The organism is Paenibacillus sp. FSL R10-2788 (genome assembly GCF_038003885.1).
Taxonomy (GTDB): domain Bacteria; phylum Bacillota; class Bacilli; order Paenibacillales; family Paenibacillaceae; genus Paenibacillus_AQ; species Paenibacillus_AQ odorifer.
The window spans coordinates 579,910-601,949 of record NZ_JBBOQA010000001.1 but is presented as its reverse complement, the minus strand read 5'-3'; the positions used below and the strand labels follow the sequence as shown (position 1 = coordinate 601,949).

General features: G+C 46.2%; 22 protein-coding genes and 2 riboswitches. Of the genes, 4 read left to right on the top strand and 18 right to left on the bottom strand.

All coding sequences use genetic code 11. The features are described 5' to 3' along the window. Positions 1 to 68: 68 nt before the first annotated feature. The 6 genes from NSQ50_RS02680 to NSQ50_RS02660 form a co-directional block, all read right to left on the bottom strand. Positions 69 to 2,393: a histidine kinase gene (locus NSQ50_RS02680; protein ID WP_076220122.1), complete on the bottom strand. Its 2,325-nt coding sequence runs from the start codon at positions 2,391 to 2,393 to the stop codon at positions 69 to 71. A gap of 104 nt (positions 2,394 to 2,497) precedes the next feature. After that, positions 2,498 to 3,085 carry a potassium-transporting ATPase subunit KdpC gene (gene kdpC, locus NSQ50_RS02675; protein WP_076124738.1) on the bottom strand — a complete coding sequence of 196 codons (588 nt, stop codon included), beginning with the start codon at positions 3,083 to 3,085 and terminating at the stop codon, positions 2,498 to 2,500. A gap of 76 nt (positions 3,086 to 3,161) precedes the next feature. Continuing rightward, the gene (kdpB, locus tag NSQ50_RS02670; RefSeq protein WP_076138246.1) at positions 3,162 to 5,195 is read right to left on the bottom strand and encodes a potassium-transporting ATPase subunit KdpB; all 2,034 of its coding nucleotides are present in this window, start codon (positions 5,193 to 5,195) and stop codon (positions 3,162 to 3,164) included. Between the two features lie 16 nt (positions 5,196 to 5,211). Continuing rightward, the gene (gene kdpA / locus NSQ50_RS02665; protein WP_076223394.1) at positions 5,212 to 6,888 is read right to left on the bottom strand and encodes a potassium-transporting ATPase subunit KdpA; all 1,677 of its coding nucleotides are present in this window, start codon (positions 6,886 to 6,888) and stop codon (positions 5,212 to 5,214) included. A 12-nt stretch (positions 6,889 to 6,900) separates the two neighbouring features. Then, a complete protein-coding gene (gene kdpF, locus NSQ50_RS31545; protein ID WP_076101420.1) occupies positions 6,901 to 6,978 on the bottom strand; it encodes a K(+)-transporting ATPase subunit F in 78 nt (25 codons plus the stop codon). 126 nt (positions 6,979 to 7,104) lie between these two features. Beyond that, positions 7,105 to 7,596 (bottom strand): hypothetical protein, encoded by a 492-nt coding sequence (locus NSQ50_RS02660; RefSeq protein WP_306083442.1) that lies wholly within the window; start codon positions 7,594 to 7,596, stop codon positions 7,105 to 7,107. A 177-nt stretch (positions 7,597 to 7,773) separates the two neighbouring features. Next, positions 7,774 to 7,963, bottom strand: a riboswitch (cyclic di-AMP (ydaO/yuaA leader). Positions 7,964 to 8,382: 419 nt separating this feature from the next. Then, positions 8,383 to 8,547, top strand: a riboswitch (cyclic di-AMP (ydaO/yuaA leader). 68 nt (positions 8,548 to 8,615) lie between these two features. Here NSQ50_RS02660 and NSQ50_RS02655 point away from each other — a divergent pair. The 3 genes from NSQ50_RS02655 to NSQ50_RS02645 all read left to right on the top strand — a co-directional run bounded on the left by NSQ50_RS02655 (position 8,616) and on the right by NSQ50_RS02645 (position 10,200). Next, positions 8,616 to 9,170, top strand: coding sequence for a hypothetical protein (locus NSQ50_RS02655; protein ID WP_036676704.1), 555 nt, complete (start codon positions 8,616 to 8,618; stop codon positions 9,168 to 9,170). A gap of 14 nt (positions 9,171 to 9,184) precedes the next feature. Next, positions 9,185 to 9,409 carry a hypothetical protein gene (locus NSQ50_RS02650; protein ID WP_076223397.1) on the top strand — a complete coding sequence of 75 codons (225 nt, stop codon included), beginning with the start codon at positions 9,185 to 9,187 and terminating at the stop codon, positions 9,407 to 9,409. A gap of 143 nt (positions 9,410 to 9,552) precedes the next feature. Next, complete coding sequence (locus tag NSQ50_RS02645) at positions 9,553 to 10,200, top strand: hypothetical protein (protein WP_076223400.1); 648 nt, start codon at positions 9,553 to 9,555, stop codon at positions 10,198 to 10,200. Between the two features lie 462 nt (positions 10,201 to 10,662). Here NSQ50_RS02645 and NSQ50_RS02640 read toward each other — a convergent pair whose 3' ends face one another. From NSQ50_RS02640 to NSQ50_RS02615, 6 genes are all read right to left on the bottom strand, one after another. Next, a complete protein-coding gene (locus NSQ50_RS02640; RefSeq protein ID WP_143761263.1) occupies positions 10,663 to 10,857 on the bottom strand; it encodes a hypothetical protein in 195 nt (64 codons plus the stop codon). A gap of 31 nt (positions 10,858 to 10,888) precedes the next feature. Further along, positions 10,889 to 12,169 (bottom strand): ABC transporter permease, encoded by a 1,281-nt coding sequence (locus tag NSQ50_RS02635; protein ID WP_076141852.1) that lies wholly within the window; start codon positions 12,167 to 12,169, stop codon positions 10,889 to 10,891. After that, positions 12,162 to 13,064 (bottom strand): ABC transporter ATP-binding protein, encoded by a 903-nt coding sequence (locus NSQ50_RS02630; RefSeq protein ID WP_036676693.1) that lies wholly within the window; start codon positions 13,062 to 13,064, stop codon positions 12,162 to 12,164. Before NSQ50_RS02630 ends, NSQ50_RS02635 begins: the two co-directional genes overlap by 8 nt. 4 nt (positions 13,065 to 13,068) lie before the next feature. Further along, entirely contained in the window at positions 13,069 to 13,998 is a 930-nt protein-coding gene (locus NSQ50_RS02625) for an ATP-binding cassette domain-containing protein (protein ID WP_036676691.1), read from the bottom strand. Between the two features lie 19 nt (positions 13,999 to 14,017). Beyond that, positions 14,018 to 14,413 carry a GntR family transcriptional regulator gene (locus tag NSQ50_RS02620; protein ID WP_036676688.1) on the bottom strand — a complete coding sequence of 132 codons (396 nt, stop codon included), beginning with the start codon at positions 14,411 to 14,413 and terminating at the stop codon, positions 14,018 to 14,020. A gap of 61 nt (positions 14,414 to 14,474) precedes the next feature. After that, positions 14,475 to 15,203, bottom strand: coding sequence for a hypothetical protein (locus NSQ50_RS02615; RefSeq protein ID WP_051490929.1), 729 nt, complete (start codon positions 15,201 to 15,203; stop codon positions 14,475 to 14,477). A 506-nt stretch (positions 15,204 to 15,709) separates the two neighbouring features. Between NSQ50_RS02615 and NSQ50_RS02610 the strand changes: the two genes are divergently transcribed. Then, a complete protein-coding gene (locus NSQ50_RS02610) occupies positions 15,710 to 15,877 on the top strand; it encodes a hypothetical protein (protein WP_179087745.1) in 168 nt (55 codons plus the stop codon). A gap of 352 nt (positions 15,878 to 16,229) precedes the next feature. Here the strand turns inward: NSQ50_RS02610 and NSQ50_RS02605 are convergent, their stop codons facing one another. The 6 genes from NSQ50_RS02605 to coxB all read right to left on the bottom strand — a co-directional run bounded on the left by NSQ50_RS02605 (position 16,230) and on the right by coxB (position 21,702). Further along, positions 16,230 to 16,694 (bottom strand): DUF420 domain-containing protein, encoded by a 465-nt coding sequence (locus tag NSQ50_RS02605; protein WP_076223402.1) that lies wholly within the window; start codon positions 16,692 to 16,694, stop codon positions 16,230 to 16,232. A gap of 26 nt (positions 16,695 to 16,720) precedes the next feature. Then, positions 16,721 to 17,641 carry a cytochrome c oxidase assembly factor CtaG gene (gene ctaG / locus NSQ50_RS02600; RefSeq protein WP_076101359.1) on the bottom strand — a complete coding sequence of 307 codons (921 nt, stop codon included), beginning with the start codon at positions 17,639 to 17,641 and terminating at the stop codon, positions 16,721 to 16,723. 85 nt (positions 17,642 to 17,726) lie between these two features. Beyond that, a complete protein-coding gene (locus NSQ50_RS02595; protein ID WP_036682505.1) occupies positions 17,727 to 18,053 on the bottom strand; it encodes a cytochrome C oxidase subunit IV family protein in 327 nt (108 codons plus the stop codon). Between the two features lie 5 nt (positions 18,054 to 18,058). Beyond that, a complete protein-coding gene (locus NSQ50_RS02590) occupies positions 18,059 to 18,685 on the bottom strand; it encodes a cytochrome (ubi)quinol oxidase subunit III (RefSeq protein ID WP_076101357.1) in 627 nt (208 codons plus the stop codon). Next, the gene (gene ctaD / locus NSQ50_RS02585; RefSeq protein ID WP_051491246.1) at positions 18,682 to 20,529 is read right to left on the bottom strand and encodes a cytochrome c oxidase subunit I; all 1,848 of its coding nucleotides are present in this window, start codon (positions 20,527 to 20,529) and stop codon (positions 18,682 to 18,684) included. Before ctaD ends, NSQ50_RS02590 begins: the two co-directional genes overlap by 4 nt. A gap of 126 nt (positions 20,530 to 20,655) precedes the next feature. Beyond that, complete coding sequence (coxB, locus tag NSQ50_RS02580) at positions 20,656 to 21,702, bottom strand: cytochrome c oxidase subunit II (protein WP_076101356.1); 1,047 nt, start codon at positions 21,700 to 21,702, stop codon at positions 20,656 to 20,658. Between the last annotated feature and the right edge of the window lie 338 nt (positions 21,703 to 22,040).

Genomic DNA, 22,040 nt, shown 5'->3' with positions numbered 1-22,040 from the left:
TGCATACCAAAAAAGGGTATTCCAACAGCCACTTGGCTAGGAATCCCCTTTTTTCATTGTTCTAAAGCTTAAGGTTCCTCACGCATAAGATTTGCCACGACCAGTACATCTACATTTCTGGCCGAACGCAGAATCTGCTTAGTGACATCCCCACGCAGCCATTTACGTACCCAGGAGCGTTGAGATTGGCCGATAATAATCTGTGTGCTCTGTAAGGCTTGAGACCTTTCAAGCAGCAAGGAAGACACTCGTGCCGGGAGCACGTTAGGAATCATCTTAAACGTTCCACCCAGTCGTTCCGTCAATTCTTTCAAATCATTAATTCGTTTATCGTAAGAAGGCCCGCTCTGCTTATATTCCTGTACGTACGTAACATACCAGCAAGCTTTTAGACGATAGGCAATCCGAAAACCTCGCCGAATCAGACGTTCCGCATGATCTCCTAAGGTGATGCACACATAGATCACTTCCTGCCGCCGCCAAGGTCCCCGCAGCGACCCGACACGTTCCCAGGCCTCCAGACGTTCATCCACATCATCAGCAATTTCCCGCAGCGCCAGTTCACGGAGGGCGATTAGATTGCCGATTTTGAAAAAAGCCCCCAGCGCCTGATCCACTTTGGTCATCGCATATATTTTCCCATCCTTCATCCGCTCTTGCAGTGTTTTAGGAGATACATCGATAAGTTCAACTTCGTCGGCCCGTTGCAGAATGCTGTCCGGGAAAGTCTCTCTAACTCTAACTCCGGTAATTTGTTCTACCGCATCATTCAAGCTTTCTAAATGCTGAACATTCACTGTGGAGATTACAGAGATCCCCGCATCCAATAACTCCATAACATCCATATACCGCTTCTTATGCTTGCTGCCCGGCATATTGGTATGTGCCAGTTCATCTACCAGTACGACCTCCGGATTACGCTTAATAATAGCTGCCGTATCCATTTCCTCAAGGACAGTCCCCCGATAGTCAATGCTCAGTCGCGGAAGGATCTCCAGCTCACCGATCTGTTCAAGCGTTTCTTTACGTCCATGCGTTTCTAGTAGTCCAATAACAACATCGATCCCTCTCTTTAAGAGATCATTTCCTTCTCGCAGCATCTTATAAGTCTTGCCCACCCCGGGAGCAGCACCAATGTACACTTTAAATGTGCCCCCACGAATCGCATCGATTTTATCCTTTACTTCCTGAGTGCTTAATCTGTGATAAGCATCAGCTTTCCGCTCATTTCGGCTCTGCCGGGTAGGAAGAACACGTTCTCCCTCACGCTCAGCACGATCAGCCACGAAAAACACATCTACTCCGCGGATTTGCTTTAACAATGAGTTAGCAATCGAACCCTTCCACAGCTCCTGCCACGCCGTTTGCTTAGAGTGACCCATAACGATACGGGTAATATTATGCTGGATAGCGTATTTCACTAGAAGTCCCGGAATCTCCCTCTTCGAGCGAAAAGAAATCTCCTCCATCGAGGCCCCAATCTTCTCAGTCAGCTTCCATAGGGATCGCTTGAAGGTTGCTGCTTCCTTAGAGGGCGTCAGGCCCTGCTTCCAGAAGGATACCACCGCCAGATCTCCGTTTAACCGTTTAGCGATTTGCTGCCCACGGCGGATATGAATCGAGCCATTCCAATAATACTGTGCGGACACCAACACTTTTTCGGCAATCCCCGAAGCCCCCAGCAATCCTTGCTCCTCCCGATGCTTCTCCAGCGAACCATTAACATCCTCCGCAACCATTCTCAGCGCCAGCTCCCGCAGCTTGCTTAGATTCCCTTTGTTAAAAAGCGAAGTCCGCTGCTTCTTGCCCAAATGTCCTTCGGACAAACGTTGAAGTATCTTTTCCGGAGTCACATCAATTAGAACGATATCATCTGCAAGGGTGAGCACTTCCGCAGGCAAGGAATATTCCACCTCAATCCCCGTCCACTTCCGCGCAAGATCTGCTGCGCCTTCCAGCTCGTATACGTTTACAGTTGTGATGACACTAATTCCACAGCCCAATAAATATTTGATATCCTCCAGCCTAGTCGATCTCTCCGCACCCTCGCGATTATGATGAGCCAATCCATCGGTCAGTACAACCTCTGGATTACGCGCCACAATGGCCTCCACGTCCAGATCCTTCTTCTCGATCTCCTTCTGAAACCAATGAATACTTGGAATCCGTTCCAAGTCACCCAGCTGATCCCTTGTTTCTGGACTCTGGTTGGTTGAAACCGCACAGATTACAACATCGATGCCCTGTGCTTTCAGCGCCTGACCCTCACGCAGCATCTGATAGGTCTTGCCTGATCCACTGACCGGACCTATATAGATCTTCAGGCGTCCACGATGCAGCTCATAAATAGAGAGCAGCAGTTCCTCCGGCGTCTTCCTCCGATATGTTCCCATCAAGACCACTCCTTAATAACCCGTTCACACATTCACTCTTCTATGCCAGAAAGCAAGATATCCCTGACCCAGTTTGAACAATCGGGCAGGGATATTAGCTATATTTATTTGTTCGTTAATTTCTGCAGCTCCATGTTCAGCTTCAGAACATTTACCCGCTTTTCACCAAACAGCCCTAGATCGCGACCTTCGGTCTGCTTATTCACTAGCTCTTCCAGCTGCGCGGCTGGAATCCCAGTCAAATTACTGATCCGGGGAATCTGCACAATTGCCGACGCAGGAGTGATATGCGGATCAAGACCTGAACCCGAGTTGGTTACTAAATCAACCGGCAGCTTGTTTACAGGCACATCCGGATTATCCAGCTGCCACTGTGTGATGGAATCCTTCGTCCGCTGCAGCATATCCGGGTTGGATGGGCCGTAGTTATTGGAGCCTGAGGCTTCCGCTTTATAATCAATGCTGGATACACGGCCATGGAATAATGCCGGGTCCGTAAAGCTTTGCCCGATGAGTTCTGAGCCCACAACTACTCCAGCGTCATTCTTCAACTGACTGCCGTTCGCTTGCGATGGCATCAGAACTTGAGCAATCGCTGTAGTAGTCAGAGGATAAATCACTCCGCAAAGAACAATAAACACTAGACATAGCCGTAATATAATAAAGAAATTAGCACCCTTCGATGATGACAACTGTTCTTCAGCGTCCGCAATCGATTTTCTGTTATTCACGATGCTCTCACCCTTTCAATGATTAGTCAATCCGTTGTTATATCCATACACTTACGAGCAAATCAATAAGCTTGATGCCCGCAAAAGGAACGACTACTCCACCTAAACCATAGATAAAAATATTACGTCCCAGCAGCTTCGTAGAACTCATCGCTTTATACGAGACACCTTTCATAGCCAATGGGATCAGCAGCGGAATAATAATCGCATTAAATATTAATGCAGATATAATTGCCGAGCTAGGTGAACCCAATCCCATGACATTCAGGGCTTCCATTTCAGGAATGGCGAGCATGAACATTGCCGGAATAATTGCGAAGTATTTAGCGATATCATTCGCAATACTGAACGTTGTCAACGCGCCCCGCGTCATCAGTAGCTGTTTACCAATAGCTACAACCTCAATGATCTTCGAGGGATCGGAGTCCAGATCAACCATGTTTGCTGCTTCCTTAGCGGCTGTAGTCCCACTGTTCATCGCTAAGCCCACATCAGCTTGGGCAAGGGCAGGTGCGTCATTCGTACCATCACCAGTCATTGCCACCAGCTTGCCTTCGTTCTGCTCACGGCGGATAACCGCTATTTTATCCTCAGGTGTACTCTCTGCAATAAAATCATCTACCCCTGCTTCACGGGCAATAGTAGCTGCGGTCAGCGGATTGTCCCCTGTACACATGATAGTCTTGATTCCCATTTTTCGCAGCTCATCAAACCGCTCTTTCATGCCTGGCTTAACTGTATCCTTTAAGTAAATAAGTCCATAAATCCGGTTGTCTACCGCAACAGCAAGCGGGGTCCCCCCCATCCGAGCGATAGCATCGGAATTACTGTCGAGGTTCGCGGGAATGACTCCGCCCTTCGACTGTACCCATTTCTTCACGGAATCGACTGCCCCTTTACGAACAGATCGTCCATCACGCAGATCTATACCACTCATCCGGGTCTCAGCCTTAAACTCTACGAACTCTCCGCCTTCAGCAAGTTTGCTGTCATAGCTACGCTCCAGCTTCTTAGCCAGCTCAATAACAGAACGTCCTTCCGGAGTCTCATCCTTTAGCGAACTAATAGCTGCCCAAGCCGTAAGCTCAGCTTCCGTTTCATCTCCAACTGGCACAAAATCACTCGCCATCCGGTTTCCGAAAGTAATCGTACCGGTCTTATCTAGAATCATTGTATTAATGTCGCCGGCAGCTTCAACGGCCTTCCCTGACATAGCAAGGACATTAAACTGTGTGACGCGGTCCATCCCTGCTATCCCGATAGCGGAGAGCAGTCCCCCGATTGTGGTCGGGATCAGACAGACCAGCAAGGCGATCATAACAGGAATATCTAGATCAACGCCCAGATAAGTCGCAATAGGCCGCAAGGTCACTACTACAATCAGGAAAATCAACGTCAGACTGATCAAAAGTGTATTTAGTGCAATTTCATTGGGTGTCTTTTGGCGTTTCGCCCCTTCAACGAGGGAGATCATCCGATCCAGGAATGACTCACCGGGATCACTGGTAATTTTGACTTTAATCTCATCACTGACTACCCGGGTGCCGCCTGTGACTGAGCCGAAATCTCCGCCGGCTTCCTTAATAACAGGTGCAGATTCACCTGTAATTGCAGATTCATCTACGGAGGCCAGCCCTTCAATTACTTCACCATCGCCAGGGATAAGTTCTCCCTGACTGACGATGACAATATCTCCTTTACGAAGCTCGGAAGAAGAAACGGTCTTCACAGACCCTCCAACGAGTTTGTTAGCTGTGATATCCTGTTTCGTTTTCTTGAGTGAATCCGCCTGGGCTTTCCCGCGGCCTTCAGCCAGCGCTTCAGCGAAGTTGGCAAACAGCACTGTGAATAGCAGAATAAACAACACTGTGATATTGAAGCCTACCGATTTCTCTGCATTAAAATATCCGGGGGCCAGTACCATAAGCAATACAATAATCGTACCGATTTCGACTACGAACATGACCGGATTTTTGATTAACGTCACCGGGTTAAGCTTAATAAAGCTATCCTTTACAGCGCTTAGGAGTATGGGTCCCGTCAGCAGCTTTTTTCTTTTTACAGTACTCATCTTGTTCTCCCTCTTCCTACCGTAAGGTCAAATATTCTGCAATCGGGCCGAGCACAATGACCGGCAGAAACGTCAGCGCACCGATAATTACTACGGTACCAATCAGAATTCCGGTGAACAGACCATTGTCTGTGCGGAATGTGCCAATCGTCTCAGGAACTGGCTTCTTCTGGATCAGTGAGCCTGCAACTGCCAGCATCGCGATTATAGAGACATAACGGCCAAGCAGCATTACGATCCCGGTTGTAACATTCCAAAAGGTGGTGTTGTCCGCAAGCCCTTCAAATCCTGAACCATTGTTCGCGGCAGAAGAGACATATTCATATAACACTTGGCTAAGCCCATGGAATCCGGGATTCGTGATGGAACCGTTGCCCAAGTCCGTTAAGAACGCACCTGCTGTTGGTACAAGGATAATGAACGGATGCACAAGGATAGCAATCGCAATTAGCTTCATCTCCTTGGCTTCTATCTTTCGCCCGAGAAACTCTGGTGTTCTGCCAACCATTAGTCCACATAAGAAGACACCCATGATGGCATACATCAGCATATTGATTAGTCCGACACCTTTTCCCCCGAAGACGTTGTTGAGCATCATTAGGGCCAGAGGGGTAATGCCACCCAGCGGTGTCAGCGTATCATGCATATTGTTAACACTACCTGTCGTAGCTGCCGTTGTTACCGAAGTGAACAACGAAGATTGCGGGATCCCAAAACGTACCTCTTTACCTTCCATGCTGCCTTGCGAAGACTCGATCCCCAGCGTATTGATAGCTGGATTGCCTTTGGTTTCCGCATAATAATTCAATCCCAGCAGTAGTACGAACAAGGTCATCATTGCTGTGAAAATCACCCAGCCCTGACGTTTGTTCTTAGCGAACAATCCGTACATATATGGCAAAGAGGCTGGCAGCATCCACATAGAGAGAATCTCCAGAACGTTCGTAAGTGGATTAGGGTTCTCAAAAGGATGTGCTGAATTGGCTCCGAAGAAGCCGCCACCATTCGTACCTAAGTGTTTAATTGATTCCAAAGAAGCGACTGGACCGATAGCGATTTGTTGCGTCTGCCCTTCAAGTGTAGTGACCTCAAGCGATGGCTTGAGCGTTTGTGGCACATGCAATCCTACCAGCACCAATGAAACTAGCAGAGCTAATGGAATGAATACACGAATATGTGCTTTTACGAAGTCCTCGAAAAAGTTCCCGACTGATTTCTGTCCTGTAATCCCTCTGACAAAAGCAACCGCAACAGAAAATCCGCTCGCTGCAGACGTGAACATCATCATCGTAATGACTGCCATTTGTGAAAAATACGATAATCCCGTCTCCCCGCTATAATGCTGCAGGTTCGTATTGGTCATAAAGCTGATCACCGTATTAAATGAAAGCGTCTGTTCCATATCGGCAATTCCATTCGGGTTCAGCGGCAATCCCCGCTGTAATCTTAGAAAAATATAACTGAAAGCAACCAGTACGATATTAGTTAAAACAAAGCTGAGTGCATACTTCTTCCAGGACATTCCGTCCCGTTTTTTCAGGCCGATCAGCTTATAAATACCTTTCTCTGTGCCTGCAAACCAGCGATGCGTACGATTCGGTTCGTTAGAAAATACATGATATAAATACGTTCCCATCGGCTTGACCAGCAAGATGAGAATTACAATTACGACGACTATTTGCAAAATGCCCATGAATGCCCCTCCTTAAAATTTCTCAGGATGAATCAACGCGTAAACCAGATATATAAACAACAGTAGGGTAACAGCGATTACTAGAATCACAGCTTATCCCTCCCCGTATCCTCAACTACACCTGCGCACCAGCGCATAAAGCCATAAAATAACCCGTAAATTACAGCTAACGAAGCCACCATATACAGATCCATCATATCTTCCGCACTCCTTCCATTATCCTTGATGAGGTGATCTATCGATTAGAAAATCAGCATCACCACTATGGGAATAGATTACATAGCTCGCACCAAGTCTTTTATAGACCAATCTAGGATTTATAGAACTTGTAATCACAAAAATTGGCTGTGTCGTCCAGGTACGGCACATCTGAATATAGCGGCAGCAAAGCGGAAAGCTGCTCTCAAACAGATATACCCTGCCTACCGGGAACGATGGGCGAAACCAAGTGCTCTGATGGCGGGTATCCACTAGAATAACCTGCTCGATTCCGAGCTCCTCTAGTAAAGCTTTCTCAGCCAGATTGTTGGTTAATCCCGCCATCTTAATACCCCTGAACTTCAGAAGTTTAATGAAATGTTCTCCCGCCTTTGTAGGCGCACATACAAGCACATATTCATTCTGATCCGTCATCTCTTTTTTCTCCTCCTGCTCATTTACAACAAGGAGGCAACGAAAATCTCCGAAAGGATGTTGACCTATCGTCATTTTCGGGCACAACCTAAAGCTCGGTTGTGTCACGTCATTAGACGCTGCCTTACAAATACCGCTAATGATGAATTTAGCGACCTCTTGGGGGAGGCCTCCATAAATGCTTTGCTTCTAAGAGCACAGCAAAAAGCCACAAAGGATCTCCTCTGTGGCTCGCTAGCGGTCACATTGCACTCATCCTCTCTCCATACGCTTACGAGGTTAGCTGTCGGATTCGGGCGGTGAGAGTCGCCCTACCTGTATAGATGCGAGCTCACTCGCACCCTCTACAGGATTCACCCCATAATCAGCTTCCGACTCTCACATCGGCTGCCGATTGTTGGTTCCCCCGCTTTCCTTATCGGAAATTAAGCGGATCAAATATTCGATTGTCGTTGAAACAGGAGTAATCATACTCTTATGCACGAAGACTTGTAAAACCTGAATGATGCCAAAATAATGCAAATTAAAAACTATTTTCCCATTAGATAGCGCTTACTTGATATCTAATCTCTCTATATCTCTTGTTTACTCGAGTTTCGAGCGTTTAATCGCTATCTATAACCCATGTGATTTTATTCACCTTTTTAGAGCGAAAATACTGCAAATTCCCTTTATAGGTTGAAACGCAAGAAGCTGAGGTTGAGCGAGAAAGAGGCGCGATAACACGCCATAAATACCTATTTACCTCGTTTTTCAGTCGTAGTCGGCAGGATATGGTTAAAATCGCTCTAAAAGAACATTTTCCGTTTTTTACAGAAAATCTTGAAAAGAGTATGATTCGGGTTGAATCTAATTCATGAAAAACAATCAACGCTGAGTTCCTGCATTCGCAGGGAACGGGGGAACCATCAGGCCACCTGGCCTACTTGGGGTGAATCCAAAGGAGACTGCGTAAGTCTCAATAGGTAGGGCGACTCTCACCGTCCGAATCCGACAGCTAACCTCGTAAGCGTAAAGAGAGAGACCCTTGATCCGCCACGCTTTGGCCCAGGTATATCTGCCTGTAATCCAAAACCGCAGCAGAGGTCCTCCTCTTGCTGCGGTTTTTGCGTTACCTGAGCCTATTAGGTGATAGCACGCTGGATGGGGTGAATGTTTTGAAGCACTATTATTTAGGGATACATCAAGGGCTGCTTGAGCCGATAAGTCTAAATTACGTTTGTTTCGGGGCCTTGTGGTTCGAAGAAAATAATCACAGGTACATTGTAGGTTATGCATTTGGCCAGAACCAGATCCAAGCCCTTCGCCAATTCAGTACACCTTCTTCTTGTAAAGACTGTTTAGACTCTAAGATTGTATATGAAATATATAAAAAAATTCGAGAACAACAACAGCAGCAGGATTGGTCATCGCATCAAAAACTCCCGTGGTTTACAGCCTTCAAGGAGCCTTGGAAAGATGTAAGCGCCGGTTGGTATGTCTTGAGATCCCGCAGCACCTTTCCCTTACATCTATCTGTTATACGGAAAGAGAAGTTCCGACTATGGCTAGAGCATACCGCAGTCTGTGAGAATAAAATGGAAATGCTCGCCTGTGTAGAAAAGGCTAGTGTCACTCATCATGTAGACTTAAAGCTTTTGGAAATCTAAGGAGGAACCCTACTATGGACCAGCGCAGACTATCCCGCATTGAAGTATTTGTATTGGATGAACCCGAGCCTATTCACTATGGAATGGAAGGGGCTGAAGGCTGCCGTTATGGTATTCTGAAGCTCACCTGTAAGGGAGGTTGCAGTTGGGGGGCTTGTCTAATCTCTGCCAACACCAAAAATTTCGATCTCATTAAATGGAGTTCTTTTTTTACGGGCTATCTGTCATTGCCGTCTTGAGGAAGCGCTGGATAAGGTCCGCCGCGAAGGTTCAGATTGGGAGCAGGTTAAGCTTGAGCTAGTTCAGGGTGCTTTGCAGGATTTAAAGGCCAAGCTCCAGGGTAAATCCTTGGCAGGGCATATTCAGCAAGGGCGTCTGTACAGTGTTGCAGCTGGGGGGAGCAATTCCAGAAGTGAACGGCTCTACTACAAACCTTCCAAAGCTTTATCCACTGCCTCCCAGCAGAAACACAGTTGCCCGGAACCAGACACCGCCGATCTTATCAATAAATCCATCTCTTACTTTTCTATATTATAGATTCAAGCAAATCTCTCATTCTGAAAGGATCGTGTTCACCATGCCTGACCCCTTACCTCCCGTGTCCACCTACAGTGCTAAATTTGCAGAGTGTGTTCAAAAGTATACTAATGAAGTCTACGTACTCAGTTCCATGTTATTAGAACAATCTAATGAGGCAGACAAGGTTACTATCCGCACCTTCACAGAGCTTCATAAAATATATCGTCAGGATAACTTCGACCCTCAGTTATTCTCTATCCACGCTTACCGCACTTGTATTCGCCAGTGTGCTGATTCTTTTGCCCGGCGCTCTCTTCTATCGGCTAAGGGATTACCTTGGGAGGAACAGCTTGTGAAGGTATTGTGGTACGGCTTAAAGCTGCCTCTTTCTCAAATAAGCATTATTCTGCAAAAAAGTGTTCCTGCACTGAAAGCACAGCTTAGAGCTGTACGGGAGCAGATGACCGACCAAGCGGATATACGAACGAGCGCAAATCTTTCTATAATTTAGTCACTGACTAGAATTCAGACGATCTTTAAGCGCATGAAGCATCTAACGGACTCAGGAGCCTTTAATTGAAGCTTTTCCTCAAATTTGGCCGGCGTTCGGACTCCAGTAGAAATCCCGAGCGATGAGCGTCTCGGATCGTCTTCAAGCAGGCCCTAATCATCTTCCACCAAGGCAAGGCTTACGGACCCAGATGACATTATTTGCACGTTTATCGCCTTTTGAGCATAGTATCGGACTCCAGTGCAACTATTTGGTTAAAAGAGCTACTAATTCACCGTTTTTCATGCCAATAGCGACTATTGTGTCCGATATCTTGCCAAATCTCGATGATTGTTGCATTTAAGTGTTGCTGGGTCCGTTAGCTATATCAGCTCGTATACAAAGAGATTGCCAACGCAAAAACGGGGATATCCCAGCAACCATAAATGGCTGTTAGGATCCCCCCCGAAAATTCAGTACCTACTATTGTGCCTTACTCTTACGCGCCTTACTGTACATCCACAATCCTGCCAACATCCCCACTATAGCAACACCGGTCAATACGCCTTGAACGAAATCCATAAAAGTGGAGCCATCCGGAAGCATTCTACTAACCGAAGCCAGTGATACCGAACTCATTAAAAGCATAATGGTATATTGTTCGCTTGTAGACATCATTAGCACTCCTTAAAAGTTATATGGGGCCTTCTTAGATCTTGTATGCTTTCATTGCTTTTCTGATTTCTTTAATACTTGGGCGTTTGCCGTACATCAGTACGCCGGTACGATAGATCTTGGCTGCCAGCCATCCGAAGATGAAGGTAGTCACAAGCAGGATCAGCAGCGATACAATGACTTGCCAGATCGCCACCTCACCGACACCAATTCGGAGCAGCATCGTCAATGGTGAAGTGAAAGGTACATAACTCGCTATCTTAACCACTAGAGTATCTGCATTGGAGATACTGAACAGTGGAACATAGAACGCTACGAAGCCTAACATCATGATTGGCATTACCGCCTGACCGAGATCCTCCGTACGGCTGACAATCGAACCTACAGCCGCATACATCAAGGCATAGAGGAAGTAACCTAATACGTACAAGACAAATCCATAGAGCAGCAAGTTAATATTGAGCTGGCCTAAATCGAGATCAAAATCAGCCAATACAGTCGCATTATGCGGGAGCGTCAAATTGACGACGATCGCTGCGACAAAGATCCCAATTTGCAATATTCCTACTAGGAAAACACCGATAACTTTACCGAACATTTGCGCTAAAGGTGAGGCACTTGTAATGAGAATCTCCATAATCCGCGAGCTTTTCTCAGAGGTTATCTCAGCGGCAATCATGTTGCCTGTCATCATAATGGACATAAAGAACAACATAAGCATGGCATATACGATAATGTAGTTAATGGCCGGAGTGTCCTCCTGAGAGCTTTCACTGCCACCGCCTGCCTTAAGCTGTTGTGTAGTAATCTGCACTGGTGTTGACATTGCAGCAATCTGTTCAGAGGTCAGCTTGTCGCCAACGATGAATTGTGTGTTTGCTTGCTGAAGTGCATTTTGAAGATAAACTTGAACATCTCCGTTTAGTTCCCCATCATTACTGTGATAAGTAACGGGTGGAAGCCCTTCACCAGTAGGTTCTGCAAAAGTAACATAACCTTCTACTGTCTCTTCATCTAATGCTTTCTTTAACTCGGCATCATCCGCAGAAGCATATTGTACTATCTTAGCCTGTGGCATGCCCTCTGGCGCAGTATAAGCCTTCAGCAATTCTGCAACCTGATTTCCCTCTTCAGCAATCACAGCAATTTGAGTAACTTCACTTTTGGCCGAATCACCCTTAAACTGATCGATGATATAGGGAAGATTCATCCCTATGCTGAGCAATAATACTAGAATCAAAGTAGTAATCATAAATGATTTCGTTCTAACTTTATTTTTAAAGGTAAAGCCGATAATTGTCCCCATCTTATTCATTAGATTCACCCACCGCTCTGATAAATATTTGGTTTAACGTAGGTTCCTTGATTTCAAAATGCTCCACTTCACCCTGTGCTATCGCCTGCTGTAAAATACGCTGTGCTGCACCGATCTCACTGATCGATAACAGATACCCACGCTCCAGCCGTTTCACTGCTGTAACGCCTGCGATGGACTCCAGACCTTTTACCTCATTAGCTGTACGCAGCAATACTTCTTCCCGCGGGTAGCCATTCTTGATCGTGCGGATATCCCCTTGAACGACCGTATTGGAACGATCGAGAATCGTAATGTTACGGCACAGCTCTTCTACATGCTCCATCCGGTGCGTAGAGAAAAGGATACTTGTTCCCGAATCACGCAATTCTTTGACCGTATCTTTCAGCAGCTCCACGTTTACTGGGTCCAGCCCGCTGAAAGCTTCATCTAGAATCAGAATCTGCGGTTTATGAACGACAGCGGCGATAAAGCCCATTTTTTGCTGATTTCCTTTGGAAAGCTCTTCTATCTTTTTATTGTAATAATCCGGAACCTCAAATCGATCCAGCCAATAGCGCAAGCTCTTATCTGCATCACTAGCTGACATCCCACGCAGGCGGGCTAAGTAAACGATTTGATCGCTGATCTTCACCTTAGGATATAGCCCGCGTTCTTCGGGCAGATAACCCATAAGTTGCTGCAGTTCACTGTTGAAAGGCTTCCCGTTATACAAAATTTTGCCCTCATCAGGGTAGATTAGGCCGAGTACCATACGCATCGTGGTTGTTTTTCCCGCGCCGTTCGCCCCCAGTAATCCGTAAATTTCCCCTTTACCTACAGTTAGGTTAATTCCGTTTACTGCGGTTTTTTCTCCATATTGCTTAACTACACTTTCCAGCTTTAAGGCTTCCATTTCTCTAGTCCCCTCTCTTGTGGTCAATTAGAATAGGACGATGACCCTGTGTCCATAAACTTAATATTTCGTCCAGTTCCAAACTGCGGCTCTTGATAACCTTTACGCCCAAGTTATGAATGCGTTTCTCGTTTTCAGAAAATTGTTCTATGATAAAAGAAGCTACACCCGGTGTATCCATTGTAAAGTGCAAGCCTCCTGGCAACTCAGCCGATAACTCCGCAAGCTCCTCTTCATCCGCAGCATTCACCCAAACCTCGGTCCAAGCACCGAACAGACTGTCTTTTTCAGCCATGCCCAGCAGTTCTCCCCGATGCATAAGGACGATATAATCCGCCAGCCGCCGCACCTCATCCACAATGTGTGTGGAGATGATGATCGTTGCGTTGTTCTCATCCATATATTTACGAAGTGTCTCGATCATAATCTTCCAGGCAAAAGGATCAAGACCTGATGAAGGTTCATCCAATAGCAGCAGACTTGGCCGCGCCGCAAGTGCTGCAGCAATTTCGAATTTCCGACGCTCCCCTTTAGACATCTTCGAAAGTCTCATATGATACGGAACCTCCAAGCGATCCATCAGCTCCTGAAAATATTGATCGTCCCAATTTGGATACCAATACTTCCGAAATCGAGCTGCCTCCTCTGCATTCCAGTGGTTCTCCTCAGTAATTGACGTTTCAGGAACATAGGCAATGGTCTGGCGAAGCTCCAGAGACAACCCGCTATCATACCTGTTCTCAAACCAATATATCTCGCCTTCCTCTGGATTAGTCAGCTGCATCAGCAGATTCAGCAGTGTGCTTTTGCCGGAACCATTCTGACCTACCAAAGCTGTAATATATCCTTTAGGCATATTCAGGGTCAGCGGCCCTATCGTCTTGTTTCGCCGCCGTTTAAGTACATTCCGCAATTCTATAGCCATCTGTACCATATGAGTAAGCGCCCCCCTCTCAATCCTTTTCTCTATACTTGCGTTCTACAATCTCCATAAAAATCTGTTCAAGTTCATCCTTGCTGCAATGTACCGATCGGCCGATATCCACTGCACTTTCAAGTGCTTTGCCAACCGTTTCCCGTTTATATTCTTCCATTGCTCCGTCACCTACATGGGATACAAAGGTACCTGTTCCTTGTCGCGTTCGCAGCAAACCTTCGTTCTCCAGATCCTGATATACCCGCCGCACGGTAATTACACTGCATTTCAGATCTCCTGCGAACTCACGAATTGAGGGCAGCAGCGTACCTTCTGTAATGACTCCGCTAATGATTAATGATCTAAGCTGAGTCTCTATTTGATGATAGAGGGGCTCTGCACTATTTTCGTTGATTTGTACCGGTATCCACATTATTTACACCTCGCCTTCCACTCTAGCGTGCTAGAGCGCAGTCCTTGCCATTTCCGATTTTTTATACGAGATTGCGACTTTTCAGCCGATGTATAGTCCATTTAGAGAATAATTGCACAGATATTGTCCCCAGCAGAAGTGACCCCCACATGATCGGAGATAACAACCCCCACTCCTTTGAATAGGAGATACTGTATAAGAACAAACTGCCTCCGCCCAGTGTAACTAAGAACGATGTTGCCCACGATAAAACTACGATAAGCAATGTTAGCCATAGATAAGCTTTGCCGCTAAAAAGATATTCAATAAAAATATATAGACCCGAGACCATGAATCCGAAGCCGAGCCAAGTAATCGCAAAAGCTATATACGAAGGAACCGCCAGTTCTGTCCGGAAATTCTCTCCTAACAAGTAAATAATACCGAAGAATAACGTACCATTTAGTGTAAAGGAGCCCACACCCTGAAGTTTCCTCCGCGATAATATTACTGCAGCTGGAATCGGTAAAGTCCGTAAGTAAACCAACATTTTTGTGTAAGAGTCTTCACTCCAATATTTCATGGAGCGGCGAGAGAATGTTAATCCCAATAAGGGGATAAAGGAGAGAAATAAGAAATCCGCTAGCATCGTCCGATCCTGCTCACCTAGTACATCATTTGCTATCAGGCTAGTCAGTCCACCAAGATAACTCATAAAAACAACTGTTATTACGAGGGTCCCTAATATTTTTAATTTGTCTCCGCGAAAATCAGAGCGCAACATAAACCATGAATCTTTTAATGTTCTCATCAATGCTAACCTCGCTTTACAATGTCTTCAGCGTCTAGCAGAAGCAGGTGTTCATATCCCTGTGCTTACTGTATATATCTATATACACAGTATATGACCTTAATTTTACATTGTCAATCCTGTAACTGGAAATTATTCAAAAGAAATAGGCGGTTTGGGCAACCTCATACTTCAAGCTTATGAAGACACTCTCAGACGTTAGGTAACGCTTATTAATTGAGATTAACTACAATGAGGGGGAATTGAGGGGGAATTGAGGCAGAATGCTACGGGGCGAATGTAACTGGGATAATTGAGTTTATTAGATAATTCATTCAGTGGAATGAATTAGTAAGAGCTCACTCTCTGCTTCTATGCAACGTGTTGGTGTGATGTGCGTTGAGAGAGGCGGGTGGCGGAGCAGATACTGGTTCGGGTTAGGGTGCTGGTGCGGCTGTGGTGCTGATTCGGGGGTATGATGCGGGCGCGGCGGATGGTCCGGTTTCGAGGGTGGGGTGCTGGTTCGGATGCTGGTGCAATTTCAGATGCGGGGTGCTGATTCGGCTGCTGACTGGTTCAGGTTTCAGGTGTGGGATACCGTTTCGGCTGCTAGTGCAGTTTCAGGTGTGGGATATGGGCGACTGCCGGACGGAATAGAAACATTAGGGAAAAACTCCCTAAAATCAGCCAAATAGAGCTTAGATTACGAGCTTTTAGGGAATTCCTCCCTAAAAATTCAGCTATTACTCTGTTATTGGGTTAATTCCATTCAATTTTAGGGAGGATTTCCCTAATTATGGCCTTTTTTAGCTAATTTCGTTCATTTTCAGGGAGGTTTTCCCTGATTACGTCTTTTTCGAGCTAGCTTCGTTCAATTTCAGGACAGATCCCGAAGCTCTACAAACCAAAATAAGCCCATCACCCGCAATCCCTACTCAGGAACATGCAGATATATAGGCTTATTTCATAACTATTTACGACTCTGCTACTCTAGTGCTGTTCATTCGCTCAACGCACTAAACTCTGTGCTCTATTCAAGCACTTATTTTACGCACCCAAAATAACTTCCCACACCGGCTTGGTGTGTCCACCTGGATACAAAACATACAACAGCACGTACACCATAACGCCTGTAATCGCTGTGATAAACCAAATTATCGATGTCACTCTGCCCCACTTACGGTGCTTGGAATACTTCGCCTTGAAACCAAGAGTTAACGTAGTAAGTCCGAATACCGCAGCTACGGTTGCCAGGACGATATGGAAGATCAGAAACACTTGATAAATCGTCTTCAGTTCATCCGGACCGCCCCATGAGGTATTCCCCACAAACAACGTTCTCGATGCGTAAACAATAAAAAACAGCAGCGCAGCGATAGCGGCAGCAATCATCGTTTTCTTATGCGCCTCGCGTTTGCCCTTGATAATGAGCCACCAACCTATAGCCACCAGCACCGCGCTGAGCACGATGAATGACGTACTAATGGTCGGGAACACTGTGAAAATATCCATGATTCTCCCCCTCGGCAGTCTACCAGTTATGCACGGTTCAAGTTGCTCTCCTGAAGTGTTGAGGATGGCGTCGACAATTCATCGTCGTCTTGTCCGTTCTCTTTTTTATACCAATGATAGAACACATAAGCAAGCATAGAGGCAAAAATAAATTCCTGAATGAACTTCATCGCGATGCCTCCCACCTGTTGATCCACCTTCGGCGACATCACTTCAAAGAATGCAGGACCTCCAAAATTCTGAAGTAAAACAGTGGGGTCACCCGAGATACAATAGCCCATAGCACGCGCCCAAGTCTCTGGATCACTGTAAGTGGCGTAGAGCGGATGATCGGCAAATATAATCAGCCCGCAAGCTGGCGTCAGCAATACCATGTTCAGAAAAATAAACCCAATCTTCCCAAGCCCACTCGCCATACGATGTTCCGGCAGCGGATTAATCAGCGTCCACCACATTAAAGCAGAGGTCAGGAACAAAATAATGTAATAAATACGATGAACAGTAAAATGCAACATCACATAATCATGAATAACAGGAATATGGTACAAGGAAAAAAGTCCGTTAAACAATAGGGCAGCGACCACTGGATGAGCTAAAAAAGATAACCGCCGAAGCGGATTCACCTTTAGTATCCTGCGCCAGATAAAATCTGGAATTCCAAGCATAATCAGCGGCACTGCTACCAGATAAGACAAGGCCATACTGACCATGTGGAAGGAAAACATCATATGCCCTAAAAGGCTAATGGGTCCTCCTTGTGCCAGATAAAGGGCAAGCATCCCACAGACAAATAACGCTCTACGCCAAAATGGCACCGTAACTGAATCGGCATAACGCCCAGCAATCGGACCAATCCACACAAAATAACCTGCTGTCAGCAGCAGCATTACCGCTAGAAAAAGCGGACTCCATAGTTCAGCAAAGCTAAAGTATTCTAATCCCAGCATAATCCCAACCTCCTAGCGCAGGAATTCTTATATCTAAACATCAAAAAGAGGGGGCATCGCAGCCCACCTCTTTCATTATTGTCCGTTAGTTCCACCAAACCCAATACAGCGACATAACAATACAGGTCCCAGCGATAAAGAAGCCGCCCAGCATGAAGAGAATCGGCAGAAGATGCCCTTTATCTTTTAGGTGCATCCAGAAGCCCATCTGTACAATCACCTGAAGAACAGCCATTACCAGCAGCAAAATAATCGCAAAGGTTGCATTTACTCCCCCAGCCGCAACAGCGGCGAAAGCAATCAATGTTAAGACAATGGAGAAAATAAAGACAACAATATGTTTCTGTGGTCCTTCATGCCGATGACGTTGCTTATACCCGCCGCTATCTGGCATATGCTGATCCGTCGTCATAGTGCCTAGCCCACCTTTCCGAGTAGGTATACAACCGTAAAGATGAAGACCCATACCACATCGATAAAATGCCAGTACATGGCTGACACATACACTTTTGGTGCAGTAACTACCGTTAACCCCTTGCGGGCGAGCTGCCCGATCAAGATGGAGATCCAAGCGATCCCGAAGGCTACGTGCGCACCATGAAATCCTACCAGTGTGTAGAATGCCGAGCTGAATGCACTTGTGGTCATTCCGAATTCTTCGTGTCTTACATATTGAGTAAACTCATAGATCTCCAAAACCAGGAAACCTAAACCTAAGACTACAGTCACTAAAAGCCAATTCCGTAGCAGTGCCGGCCGATTTCTGTGCATCGCTTGAATAGCGAATACACTCGTCAGACTGCTTACCAGCAGGATGAATGTTGCAGCGGCTACAAGCGGCAGGTGAAACAGTTCATTCGCCGAAGGCCCCTCATTCGTCTGATTACGCAGTGCGAGGAAAGTAGCGAACAACGTGCCGAACAATACCGCTTCGCCGCCTAGAAACAACCAAAAGGCAAGAACCTTGTTGCGTCCTTCGAGCGTAGCTTTTTCCGGCTCGTGCGGAAAGGTATCCTTAGAAGCTTCTGCATGTGCCGTTGTCATGTCCGCTCACTTCCTTCCAGCTCTTCAGGTTCAATATGCCATCCGTGATCATCATACAGCGAACGCATCAGCATGGATCCAAATGTAATAATAAGACCGATGGCTGTAACGATATAATTATTAAACAGGAAGCTCATAAAAGCATTGCCGAATTCATCACGGCTAAACATAAAGCCAAGCCCAGCGATAAAAATTCCGATAGACATCGTAAACGGTAAAATCGTTGCCGACGGCATATGAATTGAGCCCACCGGCTCTGCTGGTGTCATGCCTTTATTCCCTGCTACTTTTTCTTTCCAGAAGGCATCAATCCCCCGAATAAGAGGTGTTTGCTTGAAGTTATATTCTGGCGGCGGTGAAGGAATGGTCCATTCCAATGTACGTCCATCCTCCCACGGATCATTGCTTGCATCCGCTGGTTTTCTGGAAGTCAGGAAGATGTTCACCAAGAAAATAATCATACCGACACCCATAAGTCCTGCACCGATGGTACTGACTAGATTCAGGAAATCAAATTGCTGATTAGGTAAATAAGTAAATACGCGGCGCTGCATCCCCATAAGCCCAAGGAAATGCTGTACAAAGAAGGTCAGATGGAATCCGATGATAAACGTCCAGAAAGTCCACTTGCCCAGCTTCTCACTCAGCATCCGTCCGAACATCTTCGGCCACCAGTAGTGCAGACCTGCGAACAGGCCAAGCACCAAGCCACCAACAATAACATAGTGGAAATGCGCTACGACAAAATACGTATCATGGAACTGAAAGTCAGCAGGTGCGGACGCCAGCATCACTCCAGTTACTCCCCCCATAGTGAAGGTAGGAATAAATCCAACAGCGAACAGGTTAGGGGTTGTGAAACGTACTTGCCCGCCCCACATCGTGAACAACCAGTTAAAAATTTTAATCCCGGTAGGAACCGCAATTAACATCGTTGATACGGAGAACAACGCGTTAGCTACAGGTCCAAGTCCAGTTGTGAACATGTGGTGAGCCCAGACCATGAAGCCTAAAAAGGCGATCAAGATGGTTGCAAACACCATGGAGCTATATCCGAACAGTCTTTTACGCGAAAAGGTTGGGATGACCTCGGAAATAATCCCGAAGGCAGGCAGAATGAGAATGTAAACTTCCGGATGACCAAATATCCAGAAGATATGCTGCCATAGCACTGGACTTCCTCCGGCTCCAACTTCGAAGAAATTGGCTCCGAGAATCCGGTCGAATGTCAACAGTACTAAACCTACTGTTATTGCTGGAAAAGCAAACAAAATAATGGCGGAAGTGATAAATGTGGTCCAGGCGAACATCGGCATCCGCATATAGGTCATTCCCGGTGCACGCATCGTAATGATCGTGGCTAGAAAGTTAATCCCCCCGATGAGGGTCCCTAATCCGGCAATTTGTAAGCCGATCGTATAGAAGTCTACACCGTGTGTAGTGCTGTATGTACTCGTAGATAGTGGGGTGTAGGCGGTCCACCCGGCGTCAGGAGCGCCACCCATAACCCAGCTAAGATTCAGTAGAATCCCGCCGAACAGGAAGGTCCAGAAACCAAGTGCATTTAGAAAAGGAAAGGCTACGTCACGTGCACCGATCTGTAGCGGAATGACGGCATTCATGAGTGCGAAGATGACTGGCATGACGCCGAGGAAGATCATCGTCGTACCATGCATGGTTATGAGTTCATTAAACGTTTGTGCATCCAAAAAGTTATTCATCGGCTTGATGAGCTGCCAGCGAATCAGAAGCGCTTCAATTCCCCCGATGCCAAAAAATAATCCTCCGGCCCATAGGTACAAAATCGCGATTTTTTTGTGATCGACGGTTGTTAGCCAATCCATAAGTCCTGTATGGCGCTTCACACTGTGGCCGTGCCCCAGAGGCTTGGATGAATTCAAGGTATGCGCTGCTTGAGCCAAAGTTCGTCCCCCCTTTTCGAAAGTTCCGCCCGCCTTTAGGCTAAGGCATTAGTCCAGCTTATAGTTGGCCAGATACTCTGCAATGCCATCAATCTCAGCATCACTCAGGCCCAGATCTTTGGGGTTAGGCATCAGATTGCCTGGTTTTACGGATTGCGGGTCGTGCAGCCAGGTTTTGAGATTCTCTTCAATCGGCGCACCATCTTCCCTCGTGTCGTCGTTGAGCAGAATTCCAGCAATCGACTCCCGAGAACCAATTCCGGTCAAGTTCGGCGCATTATTAATCCCTTGATCGCCTACAGCGTGGCAAGTCAGACATGCCGCTTTGAACTTCTCAGCTAAAGCAGGATCCTCCGGCAGCACAGCGACAGGCGCTTTCATCGAATCAATCCACTTCTGAAATTCCTGTTCACTAACTGATTTCACCTTAAATTCCATCAATCCATGAGAAGGCCCACATAGCTCCGCACATTTCCCACGGTAAACGCCTTCATTAGGCGCACTAAAGCTAAAGCGGTTAATCGTTCCAGCTGGGTTGGTATCGATTTTACCGGAAAGAGAAGGGACCCAGAAGGAGTGCAGCACATCTTTAGTTTCCAGTTCAAAGGCGATATCTTTGCCCACCGGAATAATCAGATCCTGTGCTGTAGTTACCTTATAATCGGTATACTCAAACTCCCACCAGTATTGGTGGCCGGTTACTTTAACCTTGATCGCATTCTTGTCATTGGAATGATCATCTCCAGCGGCAAACACTGCTTTCACCGTTGGCACGGCCAGTACTACAACAAGGATAAGCGGAATAACTGTCCAGAGAATCTCAAGTTTAATGCTGCCCTCAACCTGCTCAGGGATTTCATTCTGACCCGGTCTTCTGCGGAAGCGGATCAGTACATAAGCTGCAATCGTAAAGACAATCAGCAGCACCACGATCATAATGCTGATCGACAGCTCCATTAATCCGTAAGATCTGTCTGCTGCAGGTCCCTGTGGTCTGAGTACTGACAAGTCCTCACGACCGCACCCGGCAAGAAAGAGTCCAAACATAGCGGTCATGGGAAGGAGTCGCTTTACAGCCTGCCACGTTTTCATCATTGATCTACCCCGCTTTTCCCGATTTCGTAGATTCCTGTTTTTTTCTGTCAATTATAACAATCACTATTAATATAAGTTTAAGGGAAAGTTTTGTCAATCGTTCACAACTAGTTCACATTGTAATTTTCGACACAATAAACCCTTGTCCCATCTGGATTTGATAGCATTTTATGAAAACGCAAACAAATAAAAAATAATAATGAAAGCGCATACACTTTAAAATGTGTCTATTAATTCATTTGACTATTCTATGAGGAAGACTCTTCCTTATTCGTAAATGGGCATACAAAAAAAACCGATTCCAGCAACAAAAGTTGCTCGGGCACGGTTTATAAGAA